The sequence below is a fragment of the Xanthomonas sp. NCPPB 3200 genome, assembly GCF_056393585.1.
The window spans coordinates 3,902,439-3,916,291 of the sequence record NZ_CM150785.1 but is presented as its reverse complement, the minus strand read 5'-3'; the positions used below and the strand labels follow the sequence as shown (position 1 = coordinate 3,916,291).

Sequence of the window (13,853 nt, the reverse complement as noted above, 5' to 3'; positions counted from 1 at the left end):
TCGAATCGTTTCCTGGCGACATGGCCGGGGCTGCTTCGGCACCCCGGCCGGCACGTACCGGCCGGGCCAGGCCCCGGCAGCTGTTAAACTTGCCGCCCCCTCGAGTTGCCGACCCGCATGACCCACTACGAAGGCGATCTCCGCCCCACCACCGCGCGCTTTGCGATCATCGCCAGCCGCTGGAATGCCCGCATCACCGACGCGCTGGTCACCGGTGCGCGTCAGAGCCTGGCCGGCAACGGCATCGGCGAGGACGCCATCGACGTGATCCGCGTGCCGGGCGCCTGGGAAATCCCGATCGCCGCCAACCGCCTGGGGCAATCCGGACAGCATGCGGCGATCATCGCCCTGGGCTGCGTGATCCGCGGCGACACCCGCCACTACGAACACGTCGCCGACCTGTGCGCCGAAGGCCTGATGAGCGTGCAGTTGCAGACCGGCGTGCCGGTGCTCAACGGCGTGCTGGCGGTCGAGCGCGTGGAAGATGCCGAGGCGCGTGCCGGTGGCAGCCATGGCAACAAGGGCGAAGAATGCGCGCTTGCGGCATTGGAACTGGTCAATTTGATGGAGTTGTTGCCATGAGCAAGTCCGGTGGACACGCCCGCCACGTCCGTCGCGACGGCATCGACCCGGTGCTGCGTTCGCGCGCGCGTCGGCGTGCCTTGCAGGCGGTGTATGCCTGGCAGATTTCCGGCGGGTTCGCCAAGCAGGTGATCTCGCAGTTTGCGCATGAGCAGGCGCACGAAGTGGCCGACCTGGCCTATTTCGAAAACCTGGTCGAAGGCGTGCTGAGCAACCGCGCCGAGCTGGACACCGCGCTGACCCCGTATCTGGATCGCGGCGTGGAAGAAGTCGACGCGATCGAGCGCGCAGTGCTGCGCCTGGCTGCCTACGAGCTGCTGTATCGCCAGGACGTGCCGTACCGCGTGGTGATCAACGAAGCGATCGAAACCGCCAAGCGCTTCGGCTCCGAGCACGGCCACACCTACGTCAACGGCGTGCTGGATCGCGCCTCGGTGGAGTGGCGCAAGGTGGAGTCGGGCGCCAGCGGCGCCTGAGGCGCCGCGGGAATGGAGAGTCGGGAATGGGGAATCGTAAGAGCACCATCTCCGATATCTCCTGACGCGCTTTTGCGATTCACGATTCCCTTCTCCCGATTCCCGCCCACATGCCCGAATTCGATCTAATTGCCCGCTTGCGCGCGCGCATTGCGGCGCGTGCGGATGTGCCGTTGGGGATTGGCGACGATGCGGCATTGCTGCAGCCGCCGCCGGGCGAGCAGCTGGCGATCACCGCCGATACGCTCAATGCGGGCGTGCATTTTCCGCACGAGACGCGTGCCGAGGATCTGGGCTGGAAGACGCTGGCGGTCAATCTGTCCGACCTGGCCGCGATGGGCGCGCAGCCGCGCTGGTGCACCCTGTCGCTGTCGTTGCCGCACGACGATGCTGCCTGGGTCGACGCATTCGCCGATGGATTCTTTGCACTGGCCGATGCGCATGACATTGCGCTGGTCGGTGGCGACACCACGCGCGGGCCGTTGGCGTGTGCGGTGACCGCGATCGGCAGCCTGCCGCCGGGCGCGGCGCTGCGTCGCGATGGCGCGCGTGTGGGCGACGACGTCTGGGTCACCGGCGCGCCGGGCGAGGCGGCGGCGGCCTTGTCGCTGTGGCAGGCCGGCCAGCTGGACGTGACCTGCGCGGCGGCTGATCCGTTGCACGAACTGTGGCGCGGCCGGCTGCTGCGCCCGCAGCCGCGCGTGCAGGCCGGGCTGCGCTTGCGTGGGCTTGCGCATGCCTGTGTGGACATCTCCGACGGCTTGCTCGCCGATCTGGGCCATCTGTGCGAACGCAGCGGTGTGGGCGCGCAGCTGGCGCTGGCGGCACTGCCGGCGATGCCGCGCAGTACCGGGATCAGTGCGCTGCAATGCATCGGTTGGCAACTCGGCGGCGGCGACGACTACGAGCTGTGCTTCACCGCCGCCGTGCAACACCGCGACGCGGTGGTGCAGGCGATGGACTTCGCCGGAGTCGCGGTGACGCGCATCGGCCAGATCGTCGCCACGCCGGGCGTGGTGGTCCACGACGCCGACGGCAACCCGTGGCAGCCGCCGCAGCGCGGGTATCAGCACTTCGTGGGCTGAGCTGAGAGCGCGGGAGGCGTGGCGCGGGCGTGCTGCATTGCAGCCAACGTCTGCGGGTCGGGAGCGGCCATGCGATGGCGTCCGCCGGCTTGCACTTCAGCACGTGCCAGCCATTGCGGCGCCTACGCACCCGCCTCCCGCCTCCCGCCTCCCGCCTCCCGAATCCCGAATCCCGAATCCCGAATCCCGAATCCCGAATCCCGAATCCCGAATCCCGAATCCCGAATCCCGAATCCCGAATCCCGAATCCCAGCCCTTGAGCCATACCGTACCGTCTGGTACGTTCGCGACGTTCTCCCCCTGAACCACGGATGCATGGCAGTTGCCGCTGGGCCATCCCGGCCCGGCCTTGCGTGGGAGAGATCCGCATGAACAAGCGTTGGATCGGAGGCATCGCCGCATTGGCGTTGCTGGTGGCATCGGCGTCGGCGGTGGCGGGCGCTTTCAGCAAGACCTACGAACGGATTCCCGGCTGGGACGGCGCGCCGATGGGCGCACTGGTCTTGGTGCCGCAAGGGCAGGGCAGCGGGCCGTTTCCGCTGATCGTGATGCCGGCCAGTTGGTCGCTGCCGAATCTGGAGTACCTCGGTCGCGCGACCCAGCTGGCCAGCGATGGCTACGTGGTCGTCAGCTACACCTCGCGCGGGTTCTGGGATTCGGCCGGGCAGATCGATATCGCCGGCGCCGACACCGTGGAAGACGTCAGCGCGGTGATCGACTGGGCGCTGGCGCATACGCCGGCCAATGCGAATGCGATCGGTGCGTCGGGCATCTCGTATGGCGCGGGCATCAGCCTGCTGGCGGCCGAGCGCGATCCGCGCATCAAGGCCGTGGCTGCGCTCAGCGGCTGGGCGGACCTGGAAGCGTCGCTGTATTCCAACCGCACCGTCAGCCAGCAAGGCGTTGGGCTATTGGTCGGTGCCGGCGCGTTGACCGGACGTCCCGGCCCGGATCTGGCGCAGATCAGCACACGGGTTGCCGTTGGCGATTACGACGGCGCCGTGCAGGGCTTCCTGCCGCAGGCCGCGTCGCGCAGCCCGGCAAGCGATGTGGCCGCGCTCAATGCGCGTGGCACGGCGGTGCTGCTGGGCAATGCCTTCAACGACGGCCTGTTTCCGCCGAACCAGACCATCGCATTCTTCAATCAGTTGCGCGGGCCCAAGCAGTTGCTGCTCAGCCAGGGCGATCATGCCACCGCAGAGCTGCCGGGCGCGCTCGGCCTGCCCAACGAGGTCTACATGGCGACCACGCGCTGGTTCGATCGTCATCTCAAGCAGCTGCGTAACGGCGTGGACAGCGAAGCGCCGGTGCGGTTGTCGCCGCGCGCGGGGCAATGGCTGGAGTACGCGGACTGGGCGTCGGTGCAACAGGGCAACACGCGCCTGGGGCTATCCGCACCGTCCGGATTGCTCAGCCCCACCGGCGGTTTGATCGGCGGCACCGCCAGCGGCTGGCAATCGCGCATCGCCACCGATGTGCCGACGTTGGCCGACTCGGGCGTGGTCCTGGTCAGTGGCCTGTTGCAAGGCATCGGTGTGCCGGTCACCACCTCGATTCCGTTGGTCAATCGCATCGGCGCGGCAGTGTGGGTGGGTGCGCCATCGAACACGCTACGGCGGCTGGCCGGCAGTCCATCGCTGCGCGTGACCGTGGTACCCAGCCAATCGAAAGTGAGCCTGTTCGCGTATCTGTATCGCATGGACGCGCTAGGCGTGGCGCAACTGATCACGCATGCGCCGTACTCGCTACGCGGGGTCACGCCAGGCCGCGCAGTGACGCTGGATTGGCCACTGCAAGCGGCTGCTGCGGAGATTCCGGCAGGGCAGCGCCTGGTGCTGGTGATCGACACGCAGGACGTGCGCTACACCGATGCCAGCGATGGCGGCGGCACGGTGACGTTTACCTCGCCGGCGGCAACGCCATCGGTATTGAACGTGCCGCTGCGGTAACGCTGCGCTGGGCTTACTCGGATGGCGCCGCGTCTGGTCATCGTTCAATGCAAGCCGAGCAACGCGCAAGCTTTGGAAAGTATCGATTAACTCTCAGAGCGGTGTCCTCGCCGCTTGCGGGACCCTTGGCGGCATGGATGCCGCCACGGAGCTTCCAGGGATGGATTCACGGCGTGTCCCGCAAGTGATGAGGGTACTGCGCGCTCGACTCATCGAGTTTTGAATTAAGCGTCTGATCGCGTCCGGACAATGCCAACGTTCTAAGTCGCGATTGGGTTAGGCGTTTGTGTTTCGAGAGTTCGAACAGTACGGATAGATCAGTTGTAGAGCGGTTGCTCTGCGGCCTGGCGGTAGGGCCCTTGCCCGCCCACCCTCGCGGGACACGCCGCAAGTACGTCCGTGTAGGCTCTTACGCGGCATCCATGCCGCGTAAGGTCCCGCGACGGTGGGCGGGCAAGGACCAGTCAAGAGGGTCGGTGTGCACGGGCAAGCAGGGCATGACATGTCGAGATGGTCGGTATACGTGGTTGTCTTTGGATATCCGGGGTGCGCGGATAGGTCAGCGGTAGATCGGCGTGTCCTGAAGCCGGCGAGGGCGCCGCGCGCCGGCCTTGTTTTCAGGCCGAAAAGGTATGCGGTTCGGCTGCAAATGCCACGGCCAGTGCGCCCTTGCCGACGTTGACCATGCCGGTCAGGCTCATCACGCTTTCGAACAATTCCACGTCGTGGGTCTGACAGGCGCTTTGCAGGGCGGCGTAGCCGGGCAGGGCGTGCAGCCCGGCCAGTTCGCCGCCGTAGCCCACGCAGACGGTCGGTGTCATCAAGCCCTCGCGGATCTTGCGCACGGTGAAGCCGAACAGCTTTTCGGCCGACGGCTCGAAGCCTTTCAACTTGGCCACCGGTTCGGTGACGCCGCGGTAGGCGCGCAGCACCGGCTTGATGTCCAGCGCGCTGCCTAGCGCGGCGCCGATCAGGCCCACGCTGCGATCGCCCTTGGTGCGTGCACGCGCACGCAGGTAATAGAGATCGCGTGGAATCATGTAGCCGTAGGTGTGTTCGGCCAGCTGTTCGAGCCGGCTGCGGATTGCCGCCACGCCCTGACCCTGCGCGCGCAGGCGTACTGCTTCCACTGCGGTGATGCCCTGGCCGGCAAACAGGTTGAGCGTATCGATCACGCGCAGCGCGAACGGCGAGGTGTGGCCGGCGGCCTGCCGGATCGGCTTGTAATCGTTGAGGATCGCGAAGCTGGCCTGCATCGCGTTATCGAAGATCTGGCTGCGCAGCTTGGAGATGGTCAGGCAGAACACGTGGTCGTAGTCGATGACCAGCCGTTGCAGGAACAGGTCGCGAATCTGGTTGACCGAAAACGGCGTAGTTTCCGCTTCGTGCCCACGCTCGGCCACATGTGCCTGCAGAAAGCTCAGCGTCGCTTCCTCGTCGCGGTGATCGGCCAATACCGCTTCGCCGATACGTACGCTGATCGGCAATACGATGACGTTGTTTTGTTGAATGAAGTCCTGCGGCAAATCGCAGGCACTGTCCACCACGATTCCGATGCGCATCGTCGCCCCCTCCGGCTGTTGCGTTATCTGTAACTGCGAACGCTATCGCAAAACAGCGGAGGCGAGTAGGGCCGCGGTCGAAGGCCGGGTGCCGAAGCGCGCAAGCCGCGGACGGGAGCCTGGCGCGCGGTCATCAGGCAAGCTCGACGGAGGCGAATGGACCGCCGCAAGCAGTTGCAGGCGCTGTCAAAACGCAGATCGCCCCGATGTGGCTCCGCAGCATTGGCGCGCACCGCGCCGTCATGCAGATGACCGGTACATCCTGTCGCACTGCGATTTACGTTGCGAACTGAGGATCGGCGCACGCTTCGGCTGCAAGGTGGCGCCCGCTATCGCAGATGGCGAGCGAGGCCTGCTGCAATTGCTATAGCTCCCGTCACAACGCCGCTGCTAGGGTCCGACGCGACCGCTGCAAAGCGGCTCTCGACGCTGCCGCACCGGCATCGCCGCGCTGAACTTACTCGGAGAGAGTCAACATGCAAAACAGCCAATCCAGCACCCTTACTCAGACCGGCGCACAGGCGCCGACTACACGGCGGCGCGCATCGCGCTGGTGGAAGGCTGCACTGGCCGTGGGTCTGGTCGCGCTGACGCCGGCGGCGCTGGCCGGTCCCTACAAGATCTTTGGTAACCACTATGCGTGGGTCAATAATTTCAACGATCCCAACAACATCATCCAGGGCACGTTCGGCACCGGCAGCACGCCCGAGCTGACCGTCACCTTCAACTTCGCCGACTACAATCTCTATGGCTATCCGGCGATCGTGCGCGGCTGGCATTACGACTGGAACCCGACCAGCGACACGCTGTTTCCGCGGCAGATTTCCTCGCTGAGCAAGATCCCGCTCAAGTTCACCTACAGCGCTGGCGGGACCAATCTCGCAGGCGACTTTGCCTACGACATCTTCTTCCGCTGGGATACCGCCAAGGGCAACCCGCAGCTGGAAGTGATGATCTGGGGCGACCACAACTCCTGGCCGATCGGCACACTGACTGCCAGCAAGGTGATCACTGCGGGCGGGCGTACCTTCGACCTGTGGGAGGGCTTCAACTCCGGCGCCGGCTATTACGTCTACACCTTCATCCCGACCGGCACCGCCGGGCAGGCCACGCTCAAGACCAGCGGCAGCCTCAACGTGGACGCCAAGCCCTTCCTCAACTGGCTGCAGACCAACCGGTCCAAGGATGGGCGCTACAACAACAGCATGTACCTGCATGCAGCCGAAGCTGGTTTCGAAGTGGTGCGCGGCAATGGCTGGGCCAAGGTGAGCGCGACGCTGGATGCGCAGTAAGCACGATGCCCATCGGCGACATGGCCGAGGGTGCGTCATTAGCGTAAAGACCGGCGTGCAGCACACCGCACGCCGGTGATCGCACCTGCGGCGCTGGCCTGACAATCGTCGACGATTGCAGGCCGCTCGAGAGCCAACGAGGTGGCATGTGCGCGACGCACGCATTGCATGCCTCGCGTCCTAGCTGCCGACGGCTCGCGCAGCAGATCGACTGACGGCAGTCGGGCAGGCCGAGTCAGCGCGCAGGTCATATACATGGCGACGTGCATCGACCGCGCAGTGTGAGGGCCTGCCGCTTCCGGAATCTCATGCACCGCCGCAATCACCGCACGCAGTTGCGCGCGGTGATTGCCATATCGGTGTGGCTGGCGCTGCCACCGCCAGCTTTGCACACGTGTCAGGCGAATGCGGGCAGTGCCACGGTCTCTGCAATGGGTGCGAGGCGTTGTTACGTGCAGCTCTTGCTTGTCCGACCACCGCTCGCTGGATCGGCGGATTGCTTACAGCGCCACCAGCTGGATACTGTCGAACACCACGGCCGGGCTGAGAAAGCCATTGTCCGCCGATCCCGAGGCAATGCCGATCTCGATCCGGTTGTTGCCCGATTGCAGCGCAGATGCCGGGATGTCCACCTCATACAACGTGTTGTTGCCGCGCCATGTGCCGCGGGTGATGCCGCGTGTCTTGGGTTGCGTGGGTGCGGCCGGCACCGGGCCATTCCAGCGCGCATTGACGCTGATCTGCGGGCGCGCGCCGACCTGCGTCAGCGGCACGAAGATGCGCAGGCGATAGCCACGCACTTCACTCGAGCCCAGGGTGAAGTCGATACGGGTCGGGGTGTTGATGCCGCGCCATTGCACTGCCGGAAAGCTGCCCGCACTGCTCGATCCAACCGTGTAGGTCACCGGGGTCCAGCGCATGCGCTTGTCGGATGGATGCGCGCGTGGCAGCAGATCCGCGTGGCGGAAACCGGCCGGCGTGCCATCGGCCGTGCCGATCTGCCATTTGATGGTCCCCGGCAGCACAACCGCTTGCAGTGCCGCTTGCGTGGTCGCGTTGGCATGGATCTCCACGTCGCGTTGCGCGACTTCCAGTTCGTTCTGATAGAGCGTCATGCGGTAGCGTCCCGGGCGCACGCCGGCAATGTGGCAATCGCCGCTGCCGTTGGCGGTGGCCCAGTACTCGGCGTGGTCGTTGCGCAGGCCGATCACGGCAGGCTGGCCGGACAGCACGCCGCTCACCCGGCCGCTCAGCGCGCCGCGCCCGTCACTGGCGAGATAACCGGTCAACCCCAGCGTTGCATCGACGAAGGCGGTGTCCAGTTGTGCGCTGGAGGGCGTCCCGCCATCGGTGAACAGCAGCCCGTACACCCCATGCAGGCCACCGCGGAATGCCTCGGTCTGGGTGTGATCGGAATACATGTAGTTGTAGAGCTCATGGGTCACGCGGGTTTTCTGGGTGGCGATGTCCTTGAAGAACGGCCCGCCGGAACTGCGCTCGCGGTTACCCATCAGCATGAACACCGCCACGCCCGAACCGCTGACGCCGTGCATCTGGTCGTCCATCATGCGGCGCGCCGAATAGAACTTGGAACTGGTGCGTCCGTCCGGCAGCAGGAACACGTCCTCGCCTTCCACCGGGCTGCCGACATTGGAGTCCGGCTCCTGCTGCGCATTGGGCAGCTTGGCAACGTTCAAGCGGGTGACAAAGCGCAGCTCGCCGATCGGCAGCAACGTCGGTGCATAGGTGGCCATGTAAATCGCGTTGCGGCCCTTGCGTGCGATGTAGTACTGGATCAGGTCGCCGGCCTTGGCCGAAACCACGATCGTGGCGCCCACCACGCGTGACTCCACACTGGCGCTGCCCAGGCCCGAGGCGATCTGCGAGCCCTTCGACTCGGTGGTCTGCAGCGCGTTGTCGCGATAACGCAGCGAGACGATGTCGCCGTTGCCGGTGTTGACCGCAAACACCAGCTCGGCGCCGGTATCGACAACGACACGGTCGCCGCTGCGGGTGACGCCAAATGCGGCGATGGCCGGCGCGCTGACGCCGCCGTACAGGAACAATGCGCAGGCCAGGATGCGCAGGATGGTGCGGGGCATATCGATCTCCATGCCGAAGTAGAGGCGTCGCTATGGTGCCGACGCGCGATGCTAGGCGGGCTGGACAACGACGGCGATGGCCGGACCTGCAGAGCGTGCACCGCGTCCAAGATGCAGTGCTGAAACGCAGCGCAGTTCACGCTCCCTCTGCGATGCGCAGGCAGGTGGGACGACGCCAGGGCGTTGCGATGCGCCAGTCGTGCATTGCGACCTGGCGCATCGCAATGCACTTGTCGGGGGTAGCGTCAGCCCAGGGCGTCGCGCGCCGAGGCGATGGCAGCCATCCACTGTTCGCGTTTGCCGATCACGAAACGGTGCTCGCCGCCGTCGTGCAACTGCACCGCCAGCGATGTCGGCGCCACCGGCAGCAGCCCGAACAGGCGCGTCCAGCGTGGCTGCATTGCTGCGATCTGGCTCAGGTGCACGGTCAACGACCGGGTCTGTATGTTGTAGGGATGCGGCTGGAAGTGCAGCGCATCGGCGGTCAGGATCAGCCGCCCGCCGACCGCTTCCAGCCCGCGGAGCAGATTGGCCGGCGCCTGGCGCAATACGACGCGATCGATCGAGCGCAAGCCGCCTCCCTGGAACAGCGAGGTCACTGCGACGCAGCGGCGGCGCAGGCACGCCGTTGCTGCCGTTGCCGGGACGGGATGCCAACGCTGTCGATCAGTGTCGATGAGGAGACGCAGAACATGCGGTAGGCCCGAGGGAGTGTATCAATGCAGTTGTTTATCGCTGGGAAGACGCGGCGACGCGGCACGATGCCATATCGCCGATGTACGCCACCCCGCCGCCGACCAGATACATCAGCAGATCGTGCACGGTGGCGGTATTGCCGAGCGCGATGTAGGCCGCGCTGCCCGGGCGCAGCCCGAGCCGGTCGGCCAGATGCAGCGCCTGCAGCCCTTCGATCAGGTACCCGATCGCCACCGCCAGCACGCACGCCCAGCGTGGCGGCAGCGCAAGCACACCGCGCAACCCGCAATACACCAGGATCACCGCCAGCACATCGCCCAGGCTGCCGCGCACCCACGGCCCGCCAAGTCTGCCAGCGCCGATCGCCACTTCGATGACAAACACGGCGAATGCGATCAACAGATAGGTGCAGCGCACGCCCAACGCCATGCGGGTCACCGCGCTCCCATGCGCACGCCGCTCCCGATCATTTCAGATAGGCCCGCGGCAACGCGCCGGCCGGTTGCATGTAACGCTCGCGCAGCTCGGTCTGGCGTGAGCGCATCGGCATGTCGCGACCGCCCAGCCACACCTGCTCGGCGTAGTGGGCGACATCCAGCGGGTCGCCTTCCCACAGCACCAGGTCGGCCTGCTTGCCGACCGCAATGCTGCCGATGCGATCGGCCACGCCGAAGATCTCCGCCGGCACCCGGGTCAGGCCGGCCAGGCCCGCTTCCCACGGCAAGCCGTTGGCCACCGCATTGCCGGCCAGCTGGCGCTGTTTGCGCGCGTTGTGCGAGGCATCGCCGCTCTGGGCAAAGCTGACCTCCACGCCGGCCGCGCGCAGACGTGCGGCGTTTTCCAGCGTGGCACCGATCTGGTCGAAGGTGGACGGCAGGTCCGCCAGCGCATCCACCAGCACCGGAACCCCGGCCTGCGCCAGTTGCGGCGCGAGCTTCCAGGCCTCGGCGCCGCCGGCAATGGCGATGCGCACCTTTTCGCGCTGCGCCCAACGCAGCAACTGGCGGATGTCTGCGGCACGCTCCACCTGCACCACGATGCGTCCTTGCCCGGCCAGGTACCTGGCCAGCACGCTGCGGCCGACCGGGGTCAGCAGCGCATGCGGCGAGTCGGCCGGCACGCGTCCGCGCGCTTCGGCCACCAGTTGGTCGAGCAGCATCCATTGCGCGGCGCGCGAGCTGCCGGTGAGATCGGACGCCGCCGCACCGATGCGGATGAACAAGGCATGCGGGCCGAGCGGGTCCGGGCTGCCGTCCAGCCGCACCACGCCGCCTTGCCCGGCGATGAAGGCACCGCTGGTGGTCGCGCCCAGCGCGGTGAAGCCGATGCCTTCCACGCGCGCCACCGGCACCAGCACCGAATCGGGGTTGTAGGCCAGGGTGACGTCGAATTCCGGACGCATCGGCTGGTCGCTGAGCTTGACGCCGCTGTCCACGGTGCTGTCTTCGCCGGAGACTTCTTCGATGCCGATCTCGGTGATGCCGCCGAACAGGGCCGGCGTCAGCGGGCGGCCCCTGGCCTCGACCACGCGGCCATCGGCCGGCACGGCCAGGTTGCTGCCGATCGCGCGGATCACGCCGCCCTGCACCAGCACATCGGTATTGCGCAGCGTGCCTTGTGCGGTGGCGGTATGCACGGTTGCGCCACGGATCAGCACCTGCTGGCCGAATGCGGGCAATGCAAGCACTGCCAGGACCACCGCGGAGATCGCGCGCAGGCGCGGGCGCATTCCAGTTGTGCGGCTCATCGCGCCACCTCCTGGCCGAGCATGAAGTCCGACACCGGCTGCAGGCGGCGATCGTGGCGGTCGTAGACCTGCGCGCCGTCGATATAGACCTGTTCGGCCAGCGCGTAGGAGCTGAAGGGATTGCCGTTCCACACCACCATATCGCCCATCTTGCCCGGCTCCAGTGCGCCGGTCTGCTGCTCGATGCCGAGCGCCTTGGCGGCATTGCTGGTGAGCCAGCGGATCGCACGCTCGGGCGGAATCTCCATCCCGCTGCGGCGCGCGTTGGCGAGCACCTTGGCCGCTTCCTGATTCAGGCGCTGGATGCCTTCTTCCGAATCCGAATGCACGATGGCGCAGCTGTTGGCCGGTCTGTCGACCAGCGCGATGTTTTCCTGGATGCCATCGAAGGCTTCCATCTTGAAGCCCCACCAGTCGGCCCACAGCGCACCGCAGACGTTCTCCTGCGCCAGCCGGTCGGCCAGCTTGTAGGCCTCCACGCCGTGATGGAAGGCGGCGATGTGGAAGCCGAACTCCTTGGACAGATCGAGCATGGTCGCCATCTCGTCGGCGCGGTAGCAATGGATATGCACGCGGATGTCGCCGTTGATCGCGCCGGCCAGCGTGTCGAGCTTGAGATCGCGCTTGCCGCCGGCATCGCCGCTGCTGTCGTTGTCGCCGCCGCGGCTCCACCAATGGCGCTTTTTCGCAGTCTTTTTCTTCGGTGCATTCTTCTGCAGGTACTCGGCCGCGTCGATGAAGGCGGCACGGTAGCCGGCCACGTTGCCCATGCGCGTGCCGGGGCCACCCTTCTGGCCGTACACGCGCTTGGGGTTCTCGCCGCAGGCCATCTTCAGGCCCCAGGGGGCGCCGGGAAACTTCATGCCCTGGTAGGTGGTGGAGGCGACATTCTTGAGGGTGACGCCGCGCCCGCCGATCAGATTGGCCGAGCCAGGCAGTACCTGCAGCGAAGTGACGCCGCCGGCCAGGGCGGTGCCGAAGCCAGGATCCTGCGGCCAGATCGAATGCTCGGCCCACACGTTCGGCGTCACCGGGGCGGTCATCTCGTTGCCATCGCTGTGCGCGCTGACGCCGGGGCTGGGATACACGCCCAGATGCGAGTGCACGTCGATGATGCCGGGGGTTACCCACTTGCCGGTGCCGTCGATGCGGCGCACATCGGCCGGCGCCTCCAGCCCGCGCCCGACCGCGGCCACCTTGCCGTCGCGCAGCAGCACGTCGGCGTCGTCCAGCCGCTGGCCGGTGCCGGTGAGCACGGTGGCGTGCTGGATCAACACCGGAGCGGACGCGAGCGCACGGTAGGTGCTGGGATAGGGGTCTTGCACGAAACGCGATGCCGCAGACACAGGACCGCACAGCACGGCCGCGCCGAGCGCGGCGAACAGGATGGAACGCATGGATTTCCCCGGTGCAACGAAAACGTCAGCCGCAAACCTAGCGGCCGGCGGCGTGCTTGCCAAGTGCTGCACCGTCGGCGGCGGCGGGCTCATCACATGCGCCAGTGCATGCTATGCCGTATTCGTCAGGGAATACGTCGATGATCGTCAAGTCAGAGCGCAACAAACAGGCCGATGTGGTACTGGCTTTCTGGGAACTGGCCGGCTCGGCCCGCTGGTTCACGCACAACGATGCGTTTGATGCCAACTTCCGCCAGCATTTTAGCGAGCAGCATTTTGCAGCGGCGCGTGGCGAGTACGCGCACTGGATGGAACGTGCCGAAGATGCGCTGGCCTTGCTGATCCTGCTCGACCAGTTTCCGCGCAACGCGTTCCGCGGCAGCGCGCATGCCTACGCCACCGATGGCTTGGCGCTGTCCTGCGCCAGGCAGGCAATCGCCAGCGGCTTCGATCAACAGGTGTCCGCGCAGTTGCGGCTGTTTTTCTATCTGCCGTTCGAGCATGCCGAAGATCTGCAGGAGCAGGCGCGCTCGGTGCAGCTGATCACCGCGCTGGACGATGCAGAAACCACGCGCTGGGCCGTGGAGCATCAGCAGATCATCCAGCGCTTCGGACGCTTCCCGCATCGCAATGCGGTACTGGGGCGCGAGACCACCGCCGAAGAGCAGCAGTTTCTCGATGACGGCGGATTTGCCGGCTGAGGGAGGCGACGATTGGCCTGCCGCGGTTGCACGCCGCTGTGGCTTTTCCGCGCTGCACATTGCGTATGGCCACGCGCAGCGAGTGGGCGATCGACGCGATCGGTTGATGGCGCACACGCGCATCATGTCGCGCGTTGATCGACATCGTGCGGCGGTGCAATCACACCAATAGCCTCGCAACGGCGATGCGAATGACTTGCGCGGCGGCGAGTTGCGCTCTTCCGGATCCGGTGCGTGCCGCAACGTGACGCCGATACCGCTGCG

At 66.4% G+C, this 13,853-nt stretch carries 12 protein-coding genes; 6 read left to right on the top strand and 6 right to left on the bottom strand.

What is annotated here, in order from left to right; all coding sequences use genetic code 11:
* The first annotated feature begins 117 nt into the window (after positions 1-117).
* From ribH to AC06DU_RS16810, 4 genes are all read left to right on the top strand, one after another.
* Positions 118-582, top strand: a complete 465-nt coding sequence (ribH, locus tag AC06DU_RS16825) for a 6,7-dimethyl-8-ribityllumazine synthase (protein WP_005997267.1) — start codon at positions 118-120, stop codon at positions 580-582.
* Positions 579-1,058: a transcription antitermination factor NusB gene (nusB, locus tag AC06DU_RS16820; protein WP_016902286.1), complete on the top strand. Its 480-nt coding sequence runs from the start codon at positions 579-581 to the stop codon at positions 1,056-1,058. Before ribH ends, nusB begins: the two co-directional genes overlap by 4 nt.
* Positions 1,059-1,168: 110 nt before the next feature.
* On the top strand, positions 1,169-2,143 hold the full coding sequence (gene thiL / locus AC06DU_RS16815) for a thiamine-phosphate kinase (RefSeq protein ID WP_054592513.1): 975 nt from the start codon (positions 1,169-1,171) through the stop codon (positions 2,141-2,143).
* Between the two features lie 368 nt (positions 2,144-2,511).
* The gene (locus tag AC06DU_RS16810) at positions 2,512-4,092 is read left to right on the top strand and encodes a CocE/NonD family hydrolase (RefSeq protein WP_478202872.1); all 1,581 of its coding nucleotides are present in this window, start codon (positions 2,512-2,514) and stop codon (positions 4,090-4,092) included.
* A gap of 617 nt (positions 4,093-4,709) precedes the next feature.
* Here AC06DU_RS16810 and AC06DU_RS16805 read toward each other — a convergent pair.
* A complete protein-coding gene (locus AC06DU_RS16805) occupies positions 4,710-5,654 on the bottom strand; it encodes a DegV family protein (RefSeq protein ID WP_478202871.1) in 945 nt (314 codons plus the stop codon).
* Between the two features lie 476 nt (positions 5,655-6,130).
* On the opposite strand from AC06DU_RS16805, the gene AC06DU_RS16800 reads away from it, so the two are divergent.
* A complete protein-coding gene (locus AC06DU_RS16800; protein ID WP_046344285.1) occupies positions 6,131-6,946 on the top strand; it encodes a GH12 family glycosyl hydrolase domain-containing protein in 816 nt (271 codons plus the stop codon).
* A gap of 500 nt (positions 6,947-7,446) precedes the next feature.
* On the opposite strand, the gene AC06DU_RS16795 is transcribed toward AC06DU_RS16800, so the two are convergent.
* The 5 genes from AC06DU_RS16795 to AC06DU_RS16775 all read right to left on the bottom strand — a co-directional run bounded on the left by AC06DU_RS16795 (position 7,447) and on the right by AC06DU_RS16775 (position 12,888).
* The gene (locus AC06DU_RS16795) at positions 7,447-9,048 is read right to left on the bottom strand and encodes a rhamnogalacturonan lyase B N-terminal domain-containing protein (protein WP_478202870.1); all 1,602 of its coding nucleotides are present in this window, start codon (positions 9,046-9,048) and stop codon (positions 7,447-7,449) included.
* Between the two features lie 245 nt (positions 9,049-9,293).
* Complete coding sequence (locus tag AC06DU_RS16790) at positions 9,294-9,620, bottom strand: membrane protein (protein ID WP_024938943.1); 327 nt, start codon at positions 9,618-9,620, stop codon at positions 9,294-9,296.
* Positions 9,621-9,777: 157 nt separating this feature from the next.
* Entirely contained in the window at positions 9,778-10,173 is a 396-nt protein-coding gene (locus AC06DU_RS16785) for a ribosomal maturation YjgA family protein (RefSeq protein ID WP_478202869.1), read from the bottom strand.
* 37 nt (positions 10,174-10,210) lie between these two features.
* Positions 10,211-11,491: an amidohydrolase family protein gene (locus tag AC06DU_RS16780; protein WP_104609451.1), complete on the bottom strand. Its 1,281-nt coding sequence runs from the start codon at positions 11,489-11,491 to the stop codon at positions 10,211-10,213.
* Positions 11,488-12,888 (bottom strand): amidohydrolase, encoded by a 1,401-nt coding sequence (locus tag AC06DU_RS16775; protein ID WP_024938946.1) that lies wholly within the window; start codon positions 12,886-12,888, stop codon positions 11,488-11,490. The genes AC06DU_RS16780 and AC06DU_RS16775 overlap by 4 nt, the downstream gene beginning before the upstream one ends.
* Positions 12,889-13,028: 140 nt before the next feature.
* Here AC06DU_RS16775 and AC06DU_RS16770 point away from each other — a divergent pair, with 140 nt between their 5' ends.
* A complete protein-coding gene (locus AC06DU_RS16770; protein WP_024938947.1) occupies positions 13,029-13,589 on the top strand; it encodes a DUF924 family protein in 561 nt (186 codons plus the stop codon).
* Positions 13,590-13,853: the final 264 nt, after the last annotated feature.

Bases quoted from the DNA above. Each gene is read 5' to 3' on its own strand.
- ribH (WP_005997267.1), top strand. From the start codon at position 118: ATGACCCACTACGAAGGCGATCTCCGCCCCACCACCGCGCGCTTTGCG.
- nusB (WP_016902286.1), top strand. From the start codon at position 579: ATGAGCAAGTCCGGTGGACACGCCCGCCACGTCCGTCGCGACGGCATC.
- thiL (WP_054592513.1), top strand. From the start codon at position 1,169: ATGCCCGAATTCGATCTAATTGCCCGCTTGCGCGCGCGCATTGCGGCG.
- AC06DU_RS16810 (WP_478202872.1), top strand. From the start codon at position 2,512: ATGAACAAGCGTTGGATCGGAGGCATCGCCGCATTGGCGTTGCTGGTG.
- AC06DU_RS16805 (WP_478202871.1), bottom strand. From the start codon at position 5,654: ATGCGCATCGGAATCGTGGTGGACAGTGCCTGCGATTTGCCGCAGGAC.
- AC06DU_RS16800 (WP_046344285.1), top strand. From the start codon at position 6,131: ATGCAAAACAGCCAATCCAGCACCCTTACTCAGACCGGCGCACAGGCG.
- AC06DU_RS16795 (WP_478202870.1), bottom strand. From the start codon at position 9,048: ATGCCCCGCACCATCCTGCGCATCCTGGCCTGCGCATTGTTCCTGTAC.
- AC06DU_RS16785 (WP_478202869.1), bottom strand. From the start codon at position 10,173: ATGGCGTTGGGCGTGCGCTGCACCTATCTGTTGATCGCATTCGCCGTG.
- AC06DU_RS16780 (WP_104609451.1), bottom strand. From the start codon at position 11,491: ATGAGCCGCACAACTGGAATGCGCCCGCGCCTGCGCGCGATCTCCGCG.
- AC06DU_RS16775 (WP_024938946.1), bottom strand. From the start codon at position 12,888: ATGCGTTCCATCCTGTTCGCCGCGCTCGGCGCGGCCGTGCTGTGCGGT.
- AC06DU_RS16770 (WP_024938947.1), top strand. From the start codon at position 13,029: ATGATCGTCAAGTCAGAGCGCAACAAACAGGCCGATGTGGTACTGGCT.